This window comes from Halorussus salilacus (assembly GCF_024138125.1).
GTDB classification, from domain to species: Archaea; Halobacteriota; Halobacteria; order Halobacteriales; family Haladaptataceae; genus Halorussus; species Halorussus salilacus.
Genome location: NZ_CP099993.1, coordinates 2,621,908 through 2,641,533, shown reverse-complemented (window position 1 = coordinate 2,641,533; position 19,626 = coordinate 2,621,908). Strand labels below are relative to the sequence as shown.

At 68.7% G+C, this 19,626-nt stretch carries 23 protein-coding genes; 11 read left to right on the top strand and 12 right to left on the bottom strand.

Going from position 1 to position 19,626, the window contains the following annotated elements:
• Positions 1 to 12: 12 nt before the first annotated feature.
• Positions 13 to 444 carry an NUDIX hydrolase gene (locus NGM10_RS13645; protein WP_253479631.1) on the bottom strand — a complete coding sequence of 144 codons (432 nt, stop codon included), beginning with the start codon at positions 442 to 444 and terminating at the stop codon, positions 13 to 15.
• Positions 445 to 537: 93 nt separating this feature from the next.
• On the opposite strand from NGM10_RS13645, the gene NGM10_RS13640 reads away from it, so the two are divergent.
• Positions 538 to 918 (top strand): DUF7522 family protein, encoded by a 381-nt coding sequence (locus NGM10_RS13640; protein WP_253479629.1) that lies wholly within the window; start codon positions 538 to 540, stop codon positions 916 to 918.
• A gap of 73 nt (positions 919 to 991) precedes the next feature.
• Complete coding sequence (locus tag NGM10_RS13635; protein ID WP_253479627.1) at positions 992 to 2,104, top strand: Gfo/Idh/MocA family protein; 1,113 nt, start codon at positions 992 to 994, stop codon at positions 2,102 to 2,104.
• 514 nt (positions 2,105 to 2,618) lie between these two features.
• On the opposite strand, the gene NGM10_RS13630 is transcribed toward NGM10_RS13635, so the two are convergent.
• Complete coding sequence (locus NGM10_RS13630) at positions 2,619 to 3,470, bottom strand: eIF2B alpha/beta/delta subunit family protein (RefSeq protein WP_253479625.1); 852 nt, start codon at positions 3,468 to 3,470, stop codon at positions 2,619 to 2,621.
• Between the two features lie 414 nt (positions 3,471 to 3,884).
• On the opposite strand from NGM10_RS13630, the gene NGM10_RS13625 reads away from it, so the two are divergent.
• Entirely contained in the window at positions 3,885 to 4,223 is a 339-nt protein-coding gene (locus NGM10_RS13625; protein WP_253479623.1) for a DUF7969 family protein, read from the top strand.
• Between the two features lie 219 nt (positions 4,224 to 4,442).
• Here the strand turns inward: NGM10_RS13625 and NGM10_RS13620 are convergent, their stop codons facing one another.
• The 3 genes from NGM10_RS13620 to NGM10_RS13610 all read right to left on the bottom strand — a co-directional run bounded on the left by NGM10_RS13620 (position 4,443) and on the right by NGM10_RS13610 (position 6,929).
• Positions 4,443 to 4,679 (bottom strand): hypothetical protein, encoded by a 237-nt coding sequence (locus NGM10_RS13620; protein WP_253479621.1) that lies wholly within the window; start codon positions 4,677 to 4,679, stop codon positions 4,443 to 4,445.
• Between the two features lie 11 nt (positions 4,680 to 4,690).
• Positions 4,691 to 6,151, bottom strand: a complete 1,461-nt coding sequence (locus NGM10_RS13615) for an RtcB family protein (protein ID WP_253479619.1) — start codon at positions 6,149 to 6,151, stop codon at positions 4,691 to 4,693.
• Between the two features lie 367 nt (positions 6,152 to 6,518).
• Positions 6,519 to 6,929, bottom strand: a complete 411-nt coding sequence (locus NGM10_RS13610) for an archease (RefSeq protein WP_253479617.1) — start codon at positions 6,927 to 6,929, stop codon at positions 6,519 to 6,521.
• Between the two features lie 183 nt (positions 6,930 to 7,112).
• On the opposite strand from NGM10_RS13610, the gene NGM10_RS13605 reads away from it, so the two are divergent.
• From NGM10_RS13605 to NGM10_RS13585, 5 genes are all read left to right on the top strand, one after another.
• Complete coding sequence (locus tag NGM10_RS13605; RefSeq protein ID WP_253479615.1) at positions 7,113 to 7,412, top strand: hypothetical protein; 300 nt, start codon at positions 7,113 to 7,115, stop codon at positions 7,410 to 7,412.
• Positions 7,413 to 7,500: 88 nt separating this feature from the next.
• Positions 7,501 to 7,995 (top strand): GNAT family N-acetyltransferase, encoded by a 495-nt coding sequence (locus tag NGM10_RS13600; RefSeq protein ID WP_253479613.1) that lies wholly within the window; start codon positions 7,501 to 7,503, stop codon positions 7,993 to 7,995.
• Positions 7,996 to 8,086: 91 nt separating this feature from the next.
• A complete protein-coding gene (locus NGM10_RS13595) occupies positions 8,087 to 8,974 on the top strand; it encodes a methyltransferase domain-containing protein (RefSeq protein ID WP_253479612.1) in 888 nt (295 codons plus the stop codon).
• 64 nt (positions 8,975 to 9,038) lie between these two features.
• On the top strand, positions 9,039 to 10,196 hold the full coding sequence (priS, locus tag NGM10_RS13590) for a DNA primase small subunit PriS (protein ID WP_253479611.1): 1,158 nt from the start codon (positions 9,039 to 9,041) through the stop codon (positions 10,194 to 10,196).
• On the top strand, positions 10,193 to 11,074 hold the full coding sequence (locus NGM10_RS13585) for a DNA replication complex subunit Gins51 (RefSeq protein WP_253479610.1): 882 nt from the start codon (positions 10,193 to 10,195) through the stop codon (positions 11,072 to 11,074). Before priS ends, NGM10_RS13585 begins: the two co-directional genes overlap by 4 nt.
• A gap of 68 nt (positions 11,075 to 11,142) precedes the next feature.
• Here NGM10_RS13585 and NGM10_RS13580 read toward each other — a convergent pair whose 3' ends face one another.
• Both NGM10_RS13580 and NGM10_RS13575 read right to left on the bottom strand, forming a co-directional pair.
• The gene (locus NGM10_RS13580; protein ID WP_253479609.1) at positions 11,143 to 13,407 is read right to left on the bottom strand and encodes a CDC48 family AAA ATPase; all 2,265 of its coding nucleotides are present in this window, start codon (positions 13,405 to 13,407) and stop codon (positions 11,143 to 11,145) included.
• A complete protein-coding gene (locus NGM10_RS13575) occupies positions 13,404 to 13,652 on the bottom strand; it encodes a DUF7127 family protein (protein WP_253479608.1) in 249 nt (82 codons plus the stop codon). Before NGM10_RS13575 ends, NGM10_RS13580 begins: the two co-directional genes overlap by 4 nt.
• 250 nt (positions 13,653 to 13,902) lie before the next feature.
• On the opposite strand from NGM10_RS13575, the gene NGM10_RS13570 reads away from it, so the two are divergent.
• Positions 13,903 to 14,679 (top strand): alpha/beta fold hydrolase, encoded by a 777-nt coding sequence (locus NGM10_RS13570; RefSeq protein ID WP_253479607.1) that lies wholly within the window; start codon positions 13,903 to 13,905, stop codon positions 14,677 to 14,679.
• Between the two features lie 14 nt (positions 14,680 to 14,693).
• Here the strand turns inward: NGM10_RS13570 and NGM10_RS13565 are convergent, their stop codons facing one another.
• On the bottom strand, positions 14,694 to 15,416 hold the full coding sequence (locus NGM10_RS13565; protein WP_253479606.1) for a ZIP family metal transporter: 723 nt from the start codon (positions 15,414 to 15,416) through the stop codon (positions 14,694 to 14,696).
• A 97-nt stretch (positions 15,417 to 15,513) separates the two neighbouring features.
• A complete protein-coding gene (gene panB, locus NGM10_RS13560; RefSeq protein WP_253479605.1) occupies positions 15,514 to 16,326 on the bottom strand; it encodes a 3-methyl-2-oxobutanoate hydroxymethyltransferase in 813 nt (270 codons plus the stop codon).
• Between the two features lie 82 nt (positions 16,327 to 16,408).
• Between panB and NGM10_RS13555 the strand changes: the two genes are divergently transcribed.
• Positions 16,409 to 16,648 carry a DUF5822 domain-containing protein gene (locus NGM10_RS13555; RefSeq protein WP_253479603.1) on the top strand — a complete coding sequence of 80 codons (240 nt, stop codon included), beginning with the start codon at positions 16,409 to 16,411 and terminating at the stop codon, positions 16,646 to 16,648.
• 192 nt (positions 16,649 to 16,840) lie between these two features.
• Positions 16,841 to 17,434 carry a DUF2238 domain-containing protein gene (locus tag NGM10_RS13550; protein WP_253479601.1) on the top strand — a complete coding sequence of 198 codons (594 nt, stop codon included), beginning with the start codon at positions 16,841 to 16,843 and terminating at the stop codon, positions 17,432 to 17,434.
• Here the strand turns inward: NGM10_RS13550 and NGM10_RS13545 are convergent, their stop codons facing one another.
• Genes NGM10_RS13545 through NGM10_RS13535 form a run of 3 tightly spaced genes read right to left on the bottom strand, consistent with a single transcriptional unit; the run spans position 17,435 to position 19,611 of the window.
• Entirely contained in the window at positions 17,435 to 17,977 is a 543-nt protein-coding gene (locus NGM10_RS13545; protein WP_253479599.1) for an HAD family hydrolase, read from the bottom strand.
• A gap of 38 nt (positions 17,978 to 18,015) precedes the next feature.
• A complete protein-coding gene (locus NGM10_RS13540) occupies positions 18,016 to 18,423 on the bottom strand; it encodes a DUF7522 family protein (RefSeq protein ID WP_253479597.1) in 408 nt (135 codons plus the stop codon).
• 60 nt (positions 18,424 to 18,483) lie between these two features.
• On the bottom strand, positions 18,484 to 19,611 hold the full coding sequence (locus NGM10_RS13535; protein WP_253479595.1) for an acyl-CoA dehydrogenase family protein: 1,128 nt from the start codon (positions 19,609 to 19,611) through the stop codon (positions 18,484 to 18,486).
• Positions 19,612 to 19,626: the final 15 nt, after the last annotated feature.

The window sequence follows — 19,626 nt, the reverse complement described above, 5'->3', positions numbered from 1 at the left end:
CGCCCGAACCGACTACAGTTCCGAGACGAGTCCCTCGGGATACAGCGTCTCGCCGCCGTCGGCGAACGCCGACGGCGGCTTCCAGACGCACTCGACGACCTCGTCGCGTTCGGGCTCGTTGCCCTCGAACTCGTCTACCTCGTAGGGCCACGACTCCGCGATGTCGGCCTCGTAGACCCGCCACACCTCGTGTCGGGTCTCGCCGTCGACGGCGAACACCTCCTCGTACGTGCCGAGGGACGAGACGCGCTCCAGCGTGACGCCCAGTTCCTCGTCGAACTCCCGGCGGAGGGCGTCCTCGGTGTGTTCGCCGAATCGGACGCCGCCGCCGAGGAGGGAGTAGAACGAGTCGCCGGTGGCGGGGTCGCGCCCGCGTTCGACGAGCAATTCCTCGCCGCGCCGGACGACGCCGCGGGCCGAGACGCGGACGTGGCGGTCGGTCATGCAACCGCTGGCGACGCCCGGTTCGCTCAAAAGCGTCCCGGTTCCCCGCGGTCGGCTACCAGATTTTTGGTCGGCGAGCGCGATACGTCGACCATGGCAGACGAGCAATCCGGCGACTTTCGGGAACAGCTCGTGAGCGCCTCCCGGACGAGCGTGGGCGACGAACTCCGGAGCGTGACCTACTTCACCGACGACGCCCAGGAACAGCTCTACCTCCGCGAGGGCCTCGAATCCGACGCCGACCTCGTGGGGTTCGCCGACAACGAGCGACTGGGCTTTCGGACTCAGGCGGTGTACCGGGACACCGAACTCGGGGACTATCGCTTCAACATCCGCGTGTTCGAGCGGGGCTACCTCACCCGGGTCATCGTCGGCGAACGCGGCGCGTTCGTGACCACCGACGAGATGGAGATGGACCTGTTCAAGGAGCTCGCCTCGGCGGTCCGGCAAGTGCTGGCCGACGCCGAGGAGTGACCGCGAGCGCCCGGGGGGTCCGGACCCCTCGGTCCTGAACTACTAAGCCCCTCCCGGGAGTACGTCCGGGGACATGAGTCTCAAGGTCGGAGTCCTCGGCTACCGGTTCATGGGCAAAGCCCACGCGAACGCCATGGCGCGCCTCCCGATGTTCTTCCCGGAGGCCCCGGAGGTCGAGCGCCACACGCTCGTCGGCAGGGACGAGGACGCCCTGAGCGACGCGGCAGACCGCCTCGGGTTCGCCCACACCGCGACCGACTGGGAGGACGCAATCGAGGCGGTCGACGTGTTCTACAACCTCGGGCCGAACCACGTCCACGCCGACCCCTCCGTCGCGGCGCTGGAGGCTGGCGTGCCCGTCCTCTCGGAGAAGCCCCTCGCCGAGGACCTCGAAAGCGCCGAGCGCATGGCCGCGGCCGCCGACGACGCCGGAGTCCCGACCGCGACCGCGTTCAACTACCGGTTCGTCCCCGCGATTCGGTACGCGAAGAACCTGATCGAGGACGGCGAACTCGGCGAGATTCACCACTTCCGCGGGCGCTACCTCCAGGACTGGCTGGTCGACCCCGAGGCCCCGTGGTCGTGGCGTAACTCCGAGGAGATGGCCGGGAGCGGCGCGCTCGGCGACCTCGGGGCCCACACCGTCGACCTCGCGCGCTTCCTCGTCGGCGACGTGGAACGCGTGTCGGGTCATCTCCGGACGTTCGTCGAGCAGCGCCCGGTGGAAGGCGAGGGAGGTGAGGCGGGCGAAACGCGACCCGTCACCGTGGACGACGCCTACTCCGCGCAGGCCGAACTGGAGGACGGCGCGATGGCGACCTTCGAGGCCTCCCGGTTCGCCAACGGCCACAAGAACGACCACGCCATCGAGGTCCACGGCTCTGAGGGGAGCCTGAAGTTCTCGCTCGAACGCCTCAACGAACTGGAAGTCCTCCGGGACCGAAACCGGGGCTATGAGACGATTCTGGTCACCGACGAGGACGACCCCTACGTCGACCACTGGTGGCCGCCGGGCCACGTCCTCGGGTGGGAACACACCTTCGTCCACGAGAACTTCGAGTTCCTGTCGGCGGTGGATTCGGGAAGCGAGTACCACCCCGACTTCGAGGACGGTCTCGAAGTCCAGAAGGCGCTGGCCGCGATTCAGGAGAGCGACGAGCGCGGTGAGTGGGTCGACGTGGAGTGAATCGGTAGGTACTGTACGGTCCGTTTCTCGCATCTCGTCGCGTCCACCGTCGGCGCGCGCTGGCGCGGCTCGTGGTTTGAGCCGCGTCAAGCGCGCGAGGGACGAGTAGCGCAGTGAAACGAGCAACGCAGGAGGCTGGGGAGGCGTGTGGCCTGCGGTCGCGGTGCGGTTCTCATAGGTGACGGGAGTAGCTAGCTCCTCGTCTCTCTCGGTTGTCACTCTCGAACTCGTTGTTTCAGAAAGCCCCCGCCCGCTCGCGGTCGCGTCTGGCGGATATCTGCGCTCTCCGCAACGCCCGCGCAGATAGGGCCGCCAGACGCGACCAAGTAGAACGCGAGCGGGCGGCCCCTTTCAATCCCACCCGGTGGATCGTGTCACCAGTCGTCTCCGGGTGGATCGTGTCACCAGTCGTCTCCGGGTGGATCGTGTCACCAGTCGTCTCCGGGTGGATCGTGTCACCAGTCGTCTCCGGGTGGATTGGGTCACCGGCCGGTACCTCGGGAATCGCTACCCGCTACAGTTCCCGCACACCTTCGTCGGTGACGACGTTGTCGAGCAGGTCGGTCGGCGTGGCATCGTAGGCCGGATTCTCGACCGCAAAGCCCTCGGCGGGTTCGAGCAGGACCTCGCTGGGCGACCGGAAGTCGTTCTCGAACCGGAAGCCCTCGCCGACGAGCTTGGCCGACGAGCCGACCACCGTCACGGGGGTCCCGACCTCGCTGGCGGTCGCGGCCAGCGGGAACGTCCCCACGCGGTTGTAGAGGGTGTCCTCGACGATGCAGTCCATCCCGAGGAACACCCGGTCGCAGTCGGGGAGGTAGTGGCCGCAGGCCCCGTCGACGATGAGGTGGGCGTTCACCCGGTCGTACTCGGCGAGCACGCGGGCGGTCTTGCGCCCGAGATATCTGGGTCGGGCCTCGGTGACGTACACGTCGAGGTACGCGCCGTCGGCGACCGCGCGCTCGATTGCCTCCAGCACGGTCGAGGAGTAGTCGTGGGTCAGGACGGTCATCCCGTCTTCGATGTATTCGAGGGCGTTGCCCGCCGCGCGGCGCTTGGCGGTCTCGACCTGCTCGACCACGTCTTCGACGGCGTCTCGGAGGCGCTCTTTCGCCTCTTCGACCGTTCCCGCGCCCTCGTCGCCCACCATCGAGACGATGGCGCGCTGGGTCGTCACCAGCGAGGCGTGAGAGGGGTTCGCGCGCCGGAGCGCCGAGGAGTTGCGTTCGAGGTCGCGCTCGAAGTCCTCGACGGAGGTGAACTCGCGGGAACACAGCTCTTCGAGCGCGCGGGCGGCCTTCACGGCGACGACGGAGGAGCTGTGGGTCTGCATCTCCCGTATCTCCTCGACCGTCTCGTCTATCATACCCCGAACGTCTCGGGGGCGGGCAAAAGGCTTTGCTCCTCGGGCGGGGTGACGGTTCGAACGTCCGAGCTGCCGAGGTGACCGCAGGGGTTCCGCCCGGAGAGACGTTCCACGGTCGGCGCGCGCTGGCGCGACCTCGCGGTCACGCGAGCGGAGCGAGTGTGGCCGCGAGGTCGCGCCAACCGCGCGAGGGACGAGCATCGAAAGGAGCGAACGCAGTGAGCGACCGAGAAGCGCAGTCGGCTGGGGAGGGTGTGGCCCGCGGTCGCGGTGCTGTGCGGTTCTCCTCGGTACCGGGAGTAGCTAGCCTCTGAATCATCTGACACTGTTTGCGCGGGCTCGGCGAAAACGAGGACTACCGTCTAGAACCCCGAGCGACCGACGTTAAGTACCTCGACGCCGTATCCCGAATCGATGACCGAGGTCCGGTACTACTGTCCCCGGTGTGAGGCAATCGCCACCCTCGACCGCGACGCCTACCTCGCCGACAAGTGCGTGACCCCGCACCCGCTCGACGGCTGGGAGTACGCCGACGCCTACGAGGAGTTCGAAGACGCCGACGGCGTCGAGATAGTCTGCGGCGGCCCGGAGACCGAGGGCGAGGGCTGTGGCGAGGTGTACTACCTGAGCTTCGTGAAGTACGACGACGGCGAGGAGGTCGAACCCCGGCAGGTGAGCGAGTTCCGGCCGCCCTCGCCGTCGATTCCCTCCGAGGAGTCCGACGAGGGGCCGCGGTTCGACTTCGAGCCGTGAACCGGGGCGAATCGCGGGACGTGAGCGAGATTCGAGAGTGACCGCTTTCGCATCGGAGCTAGCTACTCCCGGTACCTATGAGAACCGCACAGCACCGTACAGCACCGCGCCCCCGGCCTCCCCGCGTGCGTCTGCGCGCTCGCAGAGCGCGCAGACGCGGCGCATCCCGTGGTCGGTGATGGCTCACGAAACGGGCGATAGAGCGGTCGGCTCTCGCGTCTACGACTCGGCTTTCGACCCGCCAGCGATGCCGAACAGGAACCCCGAGAGGAACAGGAGCTCGTTCCCGAAGTAGTAGCGTTCGAGGACGAACCCCACCAGCGCGATGTCGGGCGTCGTGGCACCGAGAATCGCGAGGACGAGCGCCGCGATGGCGGCGAGTCCGGCGAACCACCGGGTGACGGTGCCCGAGAGCAGTCCGATTACGAAGACGACGACGGCTTCGAGGAGCGCCATGGGCCCAAACCCTACCCCTTGATGTTGCAGACCGGGAACGTCCGCGCGACCTTGTCGCCGATGCCGAGCGCGTCCGAGACCCGGACCACCTCGTCTACGTCCTTGTAGACGCCCGGGGCCTCCTCGGCGACCGTCGCGCCGCTCTGGGCCTTGACGTAGATGTGCTCCTGTTCGAGTTCGTCCTGCACGTCGCCGCCCCAGTAGTCGCGCTTGGCCTGCGTTCGGCTCATGGTCCGGCCCGCGCCGTGGGCCGTCGAACCGAACGTGAGGTCCATCGACTCCTCGCCGCCCCGGAGGACGTAGCTCCCCGCGCCCATGCTCCCGGGGATGATGATGGGCTGGCCCACGTCGAGGTACGCGCCCGGAACCTCCTCGTGACCCGCGGGGAAGGCGCGAGTCGCGCCCTTCCGATGGACGTAGAGTTCTCGCTCCTCGCCGTCCTCGACCGCATGGACCTCCTTCTTCGCGATGTTGTGGGCCACGTCGTACAGCAGGTCCATGCCCAGCGTCTCCCAGTCCGAATCGAACACCTTCTCGAACACCCGGCGCGTGCGGTGCATGATGAGCTGGCGGTTGACCCACGCGAAGTTGATGGCCGCGCACATCGCGCCGTAGTAGTCCTCCGCGAGCTGGCTCCCGGCGGGCGCGGCCGCGAGCTCCTTGTCGGGCAGTCGAGCGAGCAGTCCCGAGTGGGCCTGCTCTATCTCCCGGAGGTAGTCGGTGCAGACCTGATGGCCCAGTCCTCGACTCCCGCAGTGGATGAGGACGACGATCTGGTCCTCGGCCAGTCCGTAGGCGTCGGCCACGTCGTCGAGGTAGGTGTCGGTCACGCGCTGGACTTCGAGGAAGTGGTTGCCCGACCCGAGGCTTCCGATCTGGTTCTTCCCCCTGTCCTTGGCCTTCTGGGAGACCTTCGAGGGGTCAGAATCCGGCCGGACGCCCTCGTCCTCGCAGTGGGCGAGGTCCGCCTCGACGGCGTAACCCTCGTCGAGCGCCCACTCCATCCCGCGGTCGAGGATGGCCTCGACGGCGTCGATGTCGCCCTCGACGACGCCGCCCCCGCCGAGTCCCGACGGAATGTTGGCGAACAGCGCGTCCACGAGTTCCTCCTCGCGGCCGCGCACGTCGTCGTAGGTGAGGTTTGTTTTCATCATTCTTACTCCGCAATTTATATCGTAGCCCACAGCTCCCGGCGAGATACAGCCCTCCTCGGTGTCGATTCCGGCCACGCCGCCGACCGGGAAGCCGTACCCCTGATGGCCGTCGGGCATGCAGACGGCGTACTTCCGAACGCCCGGGAGGTGGGTCGAGTTCTTCAGCTGCTGGAGGGTGTCGTCCTGCGAAATCTCCTCCAGCAGGGCCTCGCTCGCCAGCACCCGCGCCGGAGCGCGCATGTCGCCCTCCTGTGGAATCTCCCAGACGTACTCCCGTACCTTCCGGAGCGTCACGTCGCCTGCCTCGTAGGTGGTCATACTCGTGGGTTAGTCGTCATGCCGGAATACGTTTCGCCATTCGTCTCGGGCGAGTCGACGATAGCGGAAGATGTCGAGGGACGAAATATAAGAGCGCAGTTTCGGAGCAGTCCCGTTCCCTCTGTCACTGGGGAGGAAAAACCGCGACTTCGTCCTCGAAAGCCCCCGCCCGCTCGCGGTCGCTGACGCGACATATCCGCGCCTTCCCGCACCGCGCGGCGCGGATAGGGGTCGCGCAGGCGACCACGTAAACGCGAGCGGGCGGCCCCTTTCAGTCCCACCCGGAGGAACGTGTCATCGGGCGTTTTCCCGGCGGATGGTCCATCGAGCGATTCCCGACGGCCGTGTCACCGGGCCGGAAACCGCCTCACACGTCGAAGACCACGTAGGCGCGCCACCCGTCGTCGGTCTCCGAGAGGTCCATCTCGGAGTAGGTCACCGCCTTGATCTCGCGGGCCGAGAGCTCCCCGAGGGGGACCCCCCGGGCGCTCCCGGCCGCGACCCACTCGCCGCCTTCCTCCCGGACCTCGACCTCGTTGTCCACCGGGAGGACCGCACGCACGTCCCGCTGGTAGATGAGTTCGTCGAGGTAGTCGAACAGGAGGGCCTCGCGGCTCTCGGCCCGCACGTCTACGTCGAACCGGTCGCCGGAGGCGGGCACCTCCTCGCACATCGCGGCCGCCATCCCGTCTGCCACCGCGGCGAACGCGTCGGCGAGCGATGCCCCGGTCGCCTCGACGGCCACGTCGGCGGTGTGGTCGCGCAGCGAGTAGCTCATACTCCGAGGGGACGCCCCGCGCCGGGAAAGCGTTTCGGCACGCGGTCGGCCGACGCCGGGTTCGTGCGTTACTTTCGCACGGCCTCGCGTCCGAAACCCGACGCCTGCGGCCGAATGCCGCCAGTTTCACTTTCACCGAGGAGATGGCTCGCGTTTATCCTCGATACGCCCGTACGTCCGACCATGAGTTCGACCGGAAAGCGCCACGAACTCGCGACCGAGCGCAGACTCCTCCGGGAGGCCTACGCCGACCGCCAGCCGCGCGGGACCGAGCTGCGATACCGGAACCACACGATAGCCAAGGAACCGCGCGACGACACCCTCGCGGGGACGTGGCGGATCGTCTCGCCCGACGGCGAGTACCTCGCGACCGTCGACCTCGACGACTTCGACTCGGCGGGCGAGTGGATGCGGTTCGTCGACGCCGTCATCCACTCGGGCGTCGAGGAGGCGAGCGAGTGGTTCGACGTGACCCACGCGTAGCGGGGCGGTCGAGCGCTACGGGCGTCGGTCGGCGCGACGAGCGGGGCGGGCGGTGGAATTATATTGACCACGCGCTTACGGGAAGGCAGTGAGCGTCAACGTCGACACCGAAATCGCCCGACCGGGCGACGAGAGCTACGTCGAAGAGGCGTGGCAACTCAAAGAGCGCATCCGGGAATCCGAGGGCGTGCTGAAACAGCGCAGGGGCTTTTTCGTCGACGCCTACCGGCGCTCGACCGTCCACCTGCTACTCGCTGGCGAGGCCGGGAGCGACGACGGCACGCTGATGGGGTTCGCGGCGGTTCGGCGCGACGGCTACATCCTCTTTCTCGCCGTCAGTCCCGAGTTCCGCGGCGAGGGCGTCGGAAAGCGCCTCGTCGGGAAGGTCGCCGAGAACAGCGACTCGGTCACCTGCCACGCCCGCGCGTCGAACGAGAACGCGCTGGGGTTCTACGAGCACCTCGGATTCGAGGTCGAGCGCCGCATCGACAACTACTACGAGGACGGCGGCGACGCCCTCTACCTGAAACTCGGCGAGCGCGGCGGCATCACCAAGAAGCTCTCGGACTTCGTTCGCGGGTGACCGGTCCCGACGGGCGGCTCCGCCTCGGCGATTTCGACACGCTCGCGTCTCCCGGGCAAGAGCTATTGCTCGACGCGTGCAAACAGTTCGCATGGGAGAGGAGACCGCATTGCCCGGATGGGACGCCGTCGACGCGACCGACGAGCCCGAAACGTTCAGGTCGTATCTCGACGCCGTCACCGGCCGCGAGCGCATGCGGGCGCTGAAGCGCCGGAGCTACCGACTGCTCGACCCGACCGCGGGCGACCGACTCCTCGACGTGGGCTGTGGGACCGGCGACGACGCCCTCGCGCTCGCCGACGAGGTGGGTCCCGGGGGAAGCGTGGTCGGGGTCGACAACAGCGCCGCGATGGTCGAGGAGGCCAGAGAGCGGGCGTCGGCATCGACCGCCGCGGCGGTCGATGCCGACGCCGGGCGCGAGTCCGAGGCGGCGACGGTCTCGTTCCGGGTGGCAGACGCCGAATCGCTCCCGTTCGCGGACGGGCGTTTCGACGGCGCTCGGGTCGACCGCGTGCTCCAGCACCTCGAACGACCGCGCGAGGCGTTCGCCGAACTGCGTCGCGTCACCCGCCCCGGCGGGCGGGTGGTCGCGACCGACACCGACTGGGGGACGCTGGTCGTCGACGCCCCCGAGGACGTGCCCGGGGAGCTCTCCTCGCGGATTCTGGACCCGACGTGGTCGTGCGCGCGGGACGGCCGAATCGGCCGACGGCTCCGGCGGTGGGCGGTCGAGGCCGGACTCGGCGACCTCGACCTCGACACCGCGACGCTGGTGCTGACCGACTTCGACGCCGGTGACGAGGTGCTGGGACTGACCGGCCGGGTCGAGCGGATGCGGGAGGCCGGTGCGCTCGAAGACGACGAGGCGGCGCGGTGGCTCGGCGGCCTCCGGGCGGCCGACGAGGCCGGGTCGTTCTTCGCGTCGCTGACCCTCTACACCGCGGCCGGGACGGTTCCGGAACCGGGGCGGTCGGCGTAGTCACCACCCCGGCGAGCGCGGATGAGCAACGTTAAAGCCGCCGGGCCGAGCATGGCCGGACAGCATGGAAGAGCGCACCCGAGCCTACCTCCGGGGTCGGTTCCGCGACCACTACCGGCGGGCCGACCTCTCGCCGCCGCCCGACCCCGGCGCGCGCGAGTGGGGGTACATCCCGTGGACCACCGGGCCGACCACGATGGTCCGGCACAACTCGCTTCTGGAACTCGGGGAACTCGAGGACTTCCTCTCCCGCGAGCGCCCGCGCCACGTCTACTTCTCCGCGGGGCGCTACGACGACCCGGGTGCCGACGACATGGACGCGAAGGGATGGCGCGAGGCCGACCTCGTCTTCGACCTCGACGCCGACCACCTGCCCGGGGTCGACCCCCAGCGCGACTCCTACGGCGAGATGCTCGAAGCCGGGAAAGAGGAGCTGTTGGACCTACTGGACCTGCTCGAAGCCGACTTCGGCTTCGAGGACCTCACGGTCGTCTTCTCGGGCGGCCGGGGCTACCACGTTCACGTCCGCGACGAGGGCGTCCGGTCGCTCGACCGCGACCAGCGACGGGAGGTCGTCGATTACATCCGGGGAGAGGGCATCGAGCTGGACGCCATCCAGCGCACCGAGATGGGCGGCACCGCGACCCGCCGGGTCCTCAAGACCGACGGCGGGTGGGGTCGGCGGGTCCACCGACGCCTGCTCGCGCTCGCCGACGACCTGCTCGCGATGGACGAGGACGACGCCCTCGAACGGCTCAAGGAGTTCGACCGCATCGGCGACGGCCGCGCGGGGACGATTCTGGGCGCGGTCTCGGAGGACTACGAGAAACTGGAGAGCGGGAATCTGGAGCGGGGCGGCCCCGGCATCCGTCAGCTCGCGAAGGTGATGACTCAGGAGGTCGTCGCCGACGAGTCTGCCGCCATCGACGAGCCCGTCACCACCGACGTTCGGCGGCTCATCAGGCTTCCGGGGAGCCTCCACGGCGGCACTGGGTTCGAGGTCACCCGCATCCCGCGCGACGACGTGGACGACTTCGACCCGCTCGTGGACCCCGTCCCCGAGACGTTCGTGGGCCACGACGTGGCGGTCGAAGTGTCGGAACCCGGAACGGTCGAGCTCCGCGGCGAAAGCTTTACCGTCCCGGAGGGTGACGTATCGCTTCCCGAATACGTGGCCGTGTTCCTGATGGCGCGCGGCCGGGCCGAGAAGGGTCGAGAATGAATCTGGACGAACTCCGCACGGTACAGAGCAAGGAGCGCTCGAAGGACAGCCTCCAGCACCTGCGCGAGTCGTTCTACGCCGAGGTCGGCGAGTACATCGAGGACCTCAAGGACCAGCGCGAGCGCGCCGCCGAGCGCGCCGAGAGCCAGTTCGACGACCCCGAGGTCAACAGACTCACCGACGAGATACACACCGCCGAGGACGTGGTCGAGGCCATCTACGAGCGCCGGGTCGGCAAGGTGGTCAAGCGCGCCAGCCTCGCGGCGGCCGGGATGCCCGCCGACGACGATGGCCTGACCAGCGAGGAGCAGGAGCTGTTCGCCGAACTGGTCGAGAAGATAGAGGCCAACAAGGAGGAGGTGCTCGACGTGCTCGCGGGCGAGGTGAGCGGCTCTACCGCGACGACCACGGACTCGACGCCCGACGCGTCCCCCGACCCCGTCTCCGAGAGCGCGCCCGCAGACGACGTGAGCGCCGCCGACGTGATGGGCGGCGGGCGCGGCGACGCCGCGCCCGCCGCGACAGCCAGCGCCGAGGCCGGTTCCGGACCGGACGCGTCGCCCGGTTCCGACCCCGCGACCGCCGCCGACTCGGACGACCCGCGCCCGGGTCCCGAGGAGGCCGCCGCGGTCGCCGGGGGCGACGGCGACCCCGACCCCGAGCAGTCGGCCGACCGCGAACCCGGGGAGGAATCCGAACCCGACGACCCGACCGCGGGCCTCGACGAACGCACCACGATACGAATCACCCGCGACGTGGGCGAGATATTCGGCGTCGACGAGCGCACCTACGACCTCGCGAGCGAGGACGTGGTGACCCTCCCCGAGGAGAACGCGGGGCCGCTGGTCGAGCGCGGCGCGGCCGAGAAGCTGGAGTAGCGACTCTCTCCTTCGAAAGACGGCGAAGGAATTCGCCTGCGGCGAATTCCTGAGCGCAACAGAAGTTTCTACTGGAACGTCCGGCCGAGTTGGTCCTGTTCGGCCTCGGGTTCCGAGGAGTCCATGCGCTCTTCTATCTCCTCGTAGCGCTGCTTGGTCTCCTCGTCGACGCTGGGCGTTATCTCGTCGAGCGCCGTCTCGAAGTGCTCGCGGCTGATGCGGACGTTCCCGACGCTCTCTGCGATCTCCTCGCGGTCGACGCTGTGGATGAACTCCCGGCTGGCCGCCAGCGAGGCCTCGCGTGCGAGCGCCTCGATGTCGGCACCGACGAAGCCCTCGGTCTCCTCGGCGAGGTCGTCCAGGTCCACGTCGTCGGCCAGCGGTTTGTCGCGGGTGTGGACCTCGAGGATGGCCCGGCGGGCCTCCTCGTCGGGCACCGGTACGTGGACGTGGCGGTCCAGACGCCCGGGGCGCAGGAGCGCCGAGTCGATGAGGTCGGGCCGGTTCGAGGTCGCGATGACGACCACGTCCTCGAGCTCTTCGAGGCCGTCGAGCTCCGTGAGGAGCTGGGAGACCACGCGCTCGCCGACCTGCGAGCCGCCGCCCTGACCGCGGCCGCGTTCGCCCGCGATGGAGTCTATCTCGTCGAAGAACACCACGGTCGGGGCGTTCTCGCGGGCGCGGCTGAACACCTCGCGGACGCCCTTCTCGGACTCGCCGACCCACTTGCTGAGGAGTTCGGGGCCCTTGATCGAGATGAAGTTGCTGTCGGCCTCGTTGGCGACGGCCTTCGCCATCAGGGTCTTGCCCGTGCCGGGCGGGCCGTAGAGCAGGACGCCCTTGGCGGCCTGCATGTCGAGCGTCTCGAACACCTCGGGGTACTCCAGCGGCCACTGGATGGTCTCGCGGAGGCGCTCTTTGGTGTCTTCCAGCCCGCCGACCTGGTCCCACGAGACGTCGGGGACCTCGACGAACACCTCGCGCAGCGCCGAGGGCTCGATGCCCTTGAGCGCGTCCTTGAAGTCGTTCCGGGTGACCTTGAGCGAGTCGAGCACGTCGGCCGGAATCTCCTCGGATTCGAGGTCGATTTCGGGCCGGATGCGCCGCAGGGCGTTCATCGCCGACTCCTTGGCGAGACTTTCGAGGTCAGCGCCCACGAAGCCGTGGGTGTTGTCGGCGTAGGCTTCGAGGTCGACGCCCTCCGCGAGGGGCATCCCGCGGGTGTGGACCTGCAGGATTTCGAGCCGACCCTCGCGGTCGGGGACGCCGATCTCGATCTCGCGGTCGAACCGACCCGGCCGCCGGAGCGCGGGGTCGATGGCGTCCACGCGGTTGGTCGCGCCGATGACCGTCACGTCGCCCCGAGATTCGAGGCCGTCCATCAGCGACAGGAGCTGGGCCACGACCCGGCGTTCTACGTCGCCGCCCGCCTCCTCGCGCTTGGGCGCGATGGAGTCGAGTTCGTCGATGAACACGATGGCCGGGGTGTTCTGTTCTGCCTCCTCGAACACCTCCCGGAGCTGTTCCTCGGACTCCCCGTAGTACTTGCTCATGATCTCGGGGCCCGAGATGGTCCGGAAGTGGGCGTCGATCTCGTTGGCGACGGCCTTCGCCATCAGGGTCTTGCCCGTGCCGGGCGGGCCGTGGAGCAGGACGCCCTTCGGCGGGTCGATGCCGAGCCGACTGAACAGCTCGGGGTGGCGCATCGGGAGCTCGATCATCTCCCGGACCTGCTCTAGCTCGCCTTCGAGGCCGCCGATGTCCTCGTAGGTCACCTCGGGGCGGCCCTCGCCGCCAGCGCCGCTCCCGGACGAGATCTCCTCGGCGGGGCGCTCGCTGATGTCGATCTGGGTGGAGTCGGTCACCACGACCGTCCCGTCGGGGTCGGTGCTGGCGACCTTCAGCGGGATGGACTGGCCCGACCCCATGCCCATCAGCCCGAAGCCGAACGGGACGTTCTGGCCCTGCGTGATGGCCTGTCCGCTCAGCTTGTCGCGGATGTGGGGCGCGATGTTCCCGCGGATCTGGAGGTTCTGGGGGAGCGCGATGGTGACGGAGTTGGCGGGCTTCACGTCGGCCTTCTCGATGGTCACCTTGTCGTCGATGCCCACGCCAGCCTCCTGTCGTAGCTGGCCGTCGATGCGGACGACGCCCCGGCCCTCGTCCTCGGGGTAGCCGGGCCAGACGCGGGCGACCGCCCGGCCCTGACCCTTGCCCTCGATGACGACGTAGTCGCCGTTCTCGACGCCGAGTTCCTGCATCGACCGGCGGTCGATGGCGGCCAGGCCGCGGCCAGCGTCCTTCTGTTTCAGCGGCTTGACGGTGAGCTTCATTGTCTCACCTCGATAGTGAGCACGCCGTTGGTGATAAACGCTTCCGCCCCCTCCTCGGGGAGTTCGAACTCCAGCTGGCGGGGGCCGTCGTCGCCCTCGACGACCACGATGGCGGTGTCGTCGAGGAGCTCGACCGTGGCCGAGTCCTCTCCGACGCCGAGGTCGGCGGCGAGAACCTCCGCGTCCTCGTACTCGTAGCGGCGCGCGAACACGTCGTCGCGGTCGGCGATGTGTTTGAGTGACATTTCAATCCTAACTATAGGTTAGGTATTCTTCTATTTAAACCTTTCTACAGCGTAATCGATAGACGGCTCCGGGTTACGCGAAAACCGGCCGAATTGCGGTTCGGTACCGGTCGCGGTCGGACGCGTCCGACCGCGACCGGAGAGTCGACGCTATCGGAGAGTCGACGCTACGGGAGAGTCGACGCTACGAGAAAGACCGGGGGGCCGACGCTACGGGAGGTTTTTGTCCCGCGCACGCGAACGCGGAGGCATGGAAGTCACGCACCACGGGCGGGCGACCGCGTATCGACTCGCCGACCGCGGCGGCGAGGGGTCGGGGGTCCTCTGCGTCCACGGCTCGGGCGGCACCAAGGAGGTCTGGAAGGCCCAACTCGGTCGGCTGGCGAGCCACCGGCCGGTCGCCGCGCTCGACCTCAGCGGCCACGGCGACTCGGAGGACTTCGACGCCGACCCCGGCTGGGAGACGCTCTCGGCGTACGCCGACGACGTGGCGGCGGTCGCCGAGGAGACGGACGCGGGCGTGCTGGTCGGTAACTCGCTGGGCGGGGCGGTCGCGCTCCAGTTCGCTATCGAACGCGACCACGACCTCGACGCGCTCGTGCTGGCCGGAACCGGCGCGAAGCTACCCGTGCTGTCGGACCTGCTGGGGTGGCTCGACTCGGACTTCGACCGCGCGGTCGAGTTCCTCCACGGCGAGGACCGCCTCTTTCACGACCCCGACTCCCGGTACGTCGAGCTCTCGACCGAGGCCATGCACGAGGTCGGCCAGCGAGTCACCCGCCGGGACTTCCTGTCCTGCCACGAGTTCGACCTCCGGGACCGACTGGACGAGGTGGACGTGCCGACCTTGGCGGTGGTGGGCGAACACGACAAGCTGACGCCGCCCGACTACCACGAGTATCTCGCCGACGAGATTCCGGGGGGTCGGTATCGGGAGATAGAGGGCGCGGCCCACCTCGCGATGCTAGAGGAGCCCGAGAGATTCAACGACGCCGTCTCGGAGTTTCTGGACGAGGTCGGGAGCTAGAGACGGTCGCGGGTTCAGTGTACCATATCGAGCAGGAAGATGAGGAGGAACCCCGCGAAGAAAAGCGTCGTCGAGGTCGGCGTTTCGGGCACCTCCTGAGCCTTCACGAGCAACTCCTCGGTCACCAGATAGAGAAGCGCGGCCGACCCGAACGCGAGGATGAGCGCGATTGGCGTCCCGGTGACGCCCTCCAGCGCGAGGACGCCGACCGTCACGCCGACGACCAACAGGAGTCCGAACCCGGCCGGGACCGCGAGCTTCCTGAGCGTTCCCATCTTCTCCGGGAGCGCGATGACGCCAGTCACGCCGAGAAACAGCACTTCTATCGCCAGCGCCACGGCGATGAGCACTCCGGTGGCCGCTTCCGCCAAGAACGCGACGCCGATGAGGACGCCGTCGATGACCATGTCGATGCTCACGGTGATGAGGAGGCTGGACGCACTCGCCAGCTTCCCGCCGATACCCTGGGCCTGTATGTACTTGCTGAGCCGATGGAAGCCGAGCATGGCGGCGACGCCGACCGCGAACCCGACGACGACCACGAGCGGTGCCCGCGTGTGCACGTCCGGAAGGAGTTCGGCGGCGACGGCGGCGAAGACGACGCCCGCCGCGAAGTGTTGCACGTTGCTCTCCATGTACCGCCCCGGCGGTCGGTAGACGGCGATCAGCCCGCCGACGAGCGCGGCGACCACGGCCAACATCGTGTACGAGAGCGCCTGAATCAGAGTCCCGGCCATTCTCTGTTCCGTTTCGGTCTACACGCAGTTGAGTGCTGTCGCCGTCGCTCCCGGTCTTCGAAACACGCGTCGCCCGACGCCCGGAGAACCCCGCGACTCAGTAGAGGTCCTCGACCGCGTCCTCGTCGTAGCTGTGTTCCTCGGCGGGGAACTCCCCGGACTCGACGGCCTCGCGGAACCCCTCGACCGCGTCCTCCATCTCCGATTTCACGTCGCCGAACTGCGCGGAGAACGGCGGCGTCCGGTCGCTCATCCCGAACACGTCGTTCAGCACGAGGACCTGTCCGTCGGTGTCGGGGCCCGCGCCGATGCCGATGGTCGGGATGTCGAGGGCCTCGGTTATCTGTCGGGCCACGTTCGAGGGGACGTGTTCGAGCACGAGCGAGAAGGCCCCGGCCTCCTCGTGGGCCCGCGCGAGGTCGAGCATCTCGGTCGCGCTCTCCTCGTCGGTCCCCTGCCGGAAGTAGCCCCCGAGCTGATTGACGCGCTGGGGCGTCAGCCCGAGGTGGGCCATCACGGGAATCCCGAGGTCCACGAGACGCTCGGTGAGGTCGACGGTGTGGGGGCCGCTTTCGAGTTTCACGGCGTTGGCGTCGGCCTCCTTGAGCATCCGGCCGCAGTGCTCCACGGCGTCGCTCTCGTCGACGCCGTAGCTCAGGAACGGCATGTCGGCGACCACCAGCGCGTCGTCGGTCGCGCGCGCGACCGCCGCGGTCCGGCTCCGGACCTCATCGACGGTGACGGGGAGCGTCGAGTCGTGGCCCAGCACCGCGTTGCCCATCGAATCGCCCACCAGAATCGCGTCCACGCCCGCCTCCTCGACGATCTCGGCGGTCGGAGCGTCGTACGCGGTCAGCATGGTTATCCGCTCGTCGCCCGCCTTCGCCGCGAGGTCCTGAACGGTCGTCATGCCATGAGAGTCACAGGCACTCGGTTAAACGTATTCGGTTCGAACTGCAACGTTTAAGCCCCGAGCGTCCGGCGTTCCAGACGTGCCCCAGCCAGTCGAGACCCACGACCCCGAGGGCGTCGATTACGGGTGGGTGATGCAGACTACCTTCGTCGTCACCATCGTGGTCGGCGCACCGGTCGTCGCCCTGCTCGCGTGGGCCACCGGCGTCTCGCTCCCGACGTGGGGGTCGCGGGTGTCGTTCGCGATTCGTGTGGGATCGCTGGTGTGGTTCGTGGTCGCGGTCTCGGTGTTCCTCTACGCCCGGCGCGAGCAGGAGTGACCGGTTCGCGCGGCGAACCGACTGCGCACGGTTGCGCGACCCCGCGAACGAGCAACTGCCCGCCCCCCAGCGCAGTGACCGACTGCTCGGGGCCGGTCGCGTTCGCGACCGGCCCCGAGCGACCGGGACCGGCCCCGAACGACCGGGACGAACCTATTTCCCTCCGGCACCCCTCACTGTCGAGCAACGCACATGACACGAACGGAGGAGACCGCGCGCCGCGAGACCGCGTGGGCGTCGGCGGCGCGGACGGTCGAGCGGGGTATCAGACACGCCATCGTCGGCGTGTTCGTCGCCGGGATTCGCCAGCGGAACCCCGGCGCTATCGTCAACGCCGTCGTCACGCTCGCGGTCACCTACCTGCCCGGCCTCGTCGAGCGCCGGTACGGCGTCGAGTTCCGGCCGTGGCAACGCCTCTATGCTGGCGTCGCGATGCTCGCCCACGCGGTCGGGATGCTCGGCCCCTACGACCGCGAGGGCTGGTGGGACCACGTCACTCACACCATGTCGGCGAGCATCCTCGGCGGGGTTGCCCACGCCGCGGCGCGGCGGCGCGGGCGCGACCCGCGCCCGCGCGTCCTCGGTCTCGTCGTGGTGGGCGGAATCATCTGGGAACTGCTGGAGTACGCCATCCACGCGGTGTGCAGGCGACTCGGCATCGAACCCCTGCTCGTGCCCTACAGCAGACGGGACACCGCGCTCGACCTCGTCTTCAATCTGGTCGGGGCGTTGCTGGTGCTGGCGTTCGGCGACCGCCTGCTGGGGAACTTCGCCCGAGAGGAGTGATCAGACCCACTCGAACCGGGTCCCGGCGCGCTCGGCGGTCTCTTCGTCCCGCGCGGAGTCGCCGACGAACACCACCTCCTCGGGCGCGACGCCCAACGCCTCGACGGCCGCGAGCAAGGGCCGGGGATGGGGCTTGCGCTCGGGCACGGTCCCCCGGCCCACGACGCTCTCGACGTGGGCCGCGAGGTCGTGGGCGTCGAGCGCGATGCGGACCGCGTCCTCGCGATTGAGCGAGCAGACGCCCACCGGAATCTCGCGGGCGAGGAGTTCGTCGGCACGGCGGAGTCGGTCGGACGCCCGGGCACCGTCGCGCTCGGCCGCCGCGATGAGGTCGTCGGCCGCCTCGCCGACTCCGGCCGCCTCGGCGGCGTCGAGCAACTCCCACGCGCTCAGGGGGTCGGCGTCGATTCCCTCCCGCTCCAGCAGGTCGGCCAGCCTGCGCTCGACGGCCGCCCAGTCGACCACGAGGTCCACCAGCGTCCCGTCGAGGTCGTACACCACGGCCGCGGCCGATTCGGCCGCGGCTACGTCGTCTCGGGTCACGCCTCGCGATACGGTCAGCGACGAGAAAGGAATGTCGGTCACTCCAGCTCCGACTCGACGGCCTCGACGATTCCGGTCACGTCGGCGTCGGGGTCGGCCGAGAGGAACAGCCCCTGCTGGCCGACGATGGCCCGGACGAGCGCGGCGTTCTCCATGAACGTGACGAACGACCGGACCTCCCCCGCGGCGCGGAATATCTCGCCGAAGAGGTCCTTCTCCGTGAAGTCGATGTGGACGTACGAGTGGACCTCCTCGAAGTGGGCGTCCATCTCCGCGCGGTCGCCAGCGTACAGCGCCACCGTCGTCTCGTCGGCGTACAGCGTCCGGAACTCCTCGACCGTGTACTCGACGCAGAGGTGGACGGACCCCTCGCCCGCGTCGCGGGCCGCCGCGAGCGCCGCGTCGGCGTCGAAGTCCACGAGCGTCGACTCCTCGGAGACCACCATCTCGTTCACCACCGTTTCAGTCGAGAACGATAAGTGTAGGGGTCAGACCGGAGCGTCGGGTCACTCCAGCACGTTCCGCGCGATGACCTTCTTCTGTATCTCGGAGGTGCCCTCGTAGATGGGGAGAATCTTCGAGTCGCGATAGAGCCGTTCGACGTCGAAGTCGGTGGTGTAGCCGTAGCCGCCGTGGATCTGGACCGCCTCGTTGGCGATATCGACCGCGGCCTCGCTGGCGAAGTACTTCGCCATGCTCGCGGCCATCTCGACGTTCTCGCCCCGGTCGTCCCGCCGGGCGGCGTCGCGGGTGAGCAGTCGGGCGGCCTCCAACTGGGTCTTCATGTCGGCGACCTTGTGGCGGATGGTCTGGATGTCGGCGATGGGCCTATCGAACTGCTCGCGCTCGTGGGCGTACGCCACGGCTTCGTCGAGCGCCGATTGGGCGAGGCCGACCGACTGGCTCGCGATGCCGATCCGCCCGCCTGTCAGGATGTGGAACGCCGCCGAGAGACCCTGTCCCTCCTCGGTCAGCCGATTTTCGGCGGGGATGCGGACGTCGTCGAAGACGAGGCTGGTCGTGTCGCTGGCCCGGAGGCCCATCTTGTCCTCCTTCTTGCCGACCTCCAGCCCGTCGGCGTCCTTGGGAACCACGAACTGCGTGACCGACCGGGGGTCCTCGCGGTCGGTCTTGGCGAACAGGACGACCACGCCAGCGCGGTCGCCGTTCGTGATCCACTGCTTCTTGCCGTCGATGACGTACTCGTCGCCCTCCCTCCGGGCCTCGGTCGTCATCTCGGCGGGGTTCGACCCGGCCTGCGGTTCCGAGAGCGCGAACGCGCCGACCGGCCTGCCCTCGACCATGTCGGGGAGCCACCGTTCGCGCTGGTCGTCGTCGCCGAACTCCGCGATGCAGGAGGTCGCCAGACAGTGGACCGACAGGGCGGTCGCGACCGACAACATTCCGTAGGCGACCTCCTCGTTGACGACGCTGTAGGTGAGCCGTTCGACGTCGAGGCCGCCGTACTCCTCGGGGACGGTCATGCCCGTCAGGTCGAGGTCGGCGAGGCCGTCCCACACGTCCTCGGGGAAGCGTCCCTCGCGGTCGGTCTCCTCGGCTCGGGGGCGTATCTCCTCGACTGCGAACTCCCGGACCACGTCCCGGATGGCCCGTTGCTCGTCGGAGAGGTTCATGTTCGGTCCCTCGGG

What these genes read in the sequence shown, in the direction of transcription:
- NGM10_RS13645 (WP_253479631.1), bottom strand. Translation starts at nt 444, where the DNA reads ATGACCGACCGCCACGTCCGCGTCTCGGCCCGCGGCGTCGTCCGGCGC.
- NGM10_RS13640 (WP_253479629.1), top strand. Translation starts at nt 538, where the DNA reads ATGGCAGACGAGCAATCCGGCGACTTTCGGGAACAGCTCGTGAGCGCC.
- NGM10_RS13635 (WP_253479627.1), top strand. Translation starts at nt 992, where the DNA reads ATGAGTCTCAAGGTCGGAGTCCTCGGCTACCGGTTCATGGGCAAAGCC.
- NGM10_RS13630 (WP_253479625.1), bottom strand. Translation starts at nt 3,470, where the DNA reads ATGATAGACGAGACGGTCGAGGAGATACGGGAGATGCAGACCCACAGC.
- NGM10_RS13625 (WP_253479623.1), top strand. Translation starts at nt 3,885, where the DNA reads ATGACCGAGGTCCGGTACTACTGTCCCCGGTGTGAGGCAATCGCCACC.
- NGM10_RS13620 (WP_253479621.1), bottom strand. Translation starts at nt 4,679, where the DNA reads ATGGCGCTCCTCGAAGCCGTCGTCGTCTTCGTAATCGGACTGCTCTCG.
- NGM10_RS13615 (WP_253479619.1), bottom strand. Translation starts at nt 6,151, where the DNA reads ATGACCACCTACGAGGCAGGCGACGTGACGCTCCGGAAGGTACGGGAG.
- NGM10_RS13610 (WP_253479617.1), bottom strand. Translation starts at nt 6,929, where the DNA reads ATGAGCTACTCGCTGCGCGACCACACCGCCGACGTGGCCGTCGAGGCG.
- NGM10_RS13605 (WP_253479615.1), top strand. Translation starts at nt 7,113, where the DNA reads ATGAGTTCGACCGGAAAGCGCCACGAACTCGCGACCGAGCGCAGACTC.
- NGM10_RS13595 (WP_253479612.1), top strand. Translation starts at nt 8,087, where the DNA reads ATGGGAGAGGAGACCGCATTGCCCGGATGGGACGCCGTCGACGCGACC.
- priS (WP_253479611.1), top strand. Translation starts at nt 9,039, where the DNA reads ATGGAAGAGCGCACCCGAGCCTACCTCCGGGGTCGGTTCCGCGACCAC.
- NGM10_RS13585 (WP_253479610.1), top strand. Translation starts at nt 10,193, where the DNA reads ATGAATCTGGACGAACTCCGCACGGTACAGAGCAAGGAGCGCTCGAAG.
- NGM10_RS13580 (WP_253479609.1), bottom strand. Translation starts at nt 13,407, where the DNA reads ATGAAGCTCACCGTCAAGCCGCTGAAACAGAAGGACGCTGGCCGCGGC.
- NGM10_RS13575 (WP_253479608.1), bottom strand. Translation starts at nt 13,652, where the DNA reads ATGTCACTCAAACACATCGCCGACCGCGACGACGTGTTCGCGCGCCGC.
- NGM10_RS13570 (WP_253479607.1), top strand. Translation starts at nt 13,903, where the DNA reads ATGGAAGTCACGCACCACGGGCGGGCGACCGCGTATCGACTCGCCGAC.
- NGM10_RS13565 (WP_253479606.1), bottom strand. Translation starts at nt 15,416, where the DNA reads ATGGCCGGGACTCTGATTCAGGCGCTCTCGTACACGATGTTGGCCGTG.
- panB (WP_253479605.1), bottom strand. Translation starts at nt 16,326, where the DNA reads ATGACGACCGTTCAGGACCTCGCGGCGAAGGCGGGCGACGAGCGGATA.
- NGM10_RS13550 (WP_253479601.1), top strand. Translation starts at nt 16,841, where the DNA reads ATGACACGAACGGAGGAGACCGCGCGCCGCGAGACCGCGTGGGCGTCG.
- NGM10_RS13540 (WP_253479597.1), bottom strand. Translation starts at nt 18,423, where the DNA reads ATGGTGGTCTCCGAGGAGTCGACGCTCGTGGACTTCGACGCCGACGCG.
- NGM10_RS13535 (WP_253479595.1), bottom strand. Translation starts at nt 19,611, where the DNA reads ATGAACCTCTCCGACGAGCAACGGGCCATCCGGGACGTGGTCCGGGAG.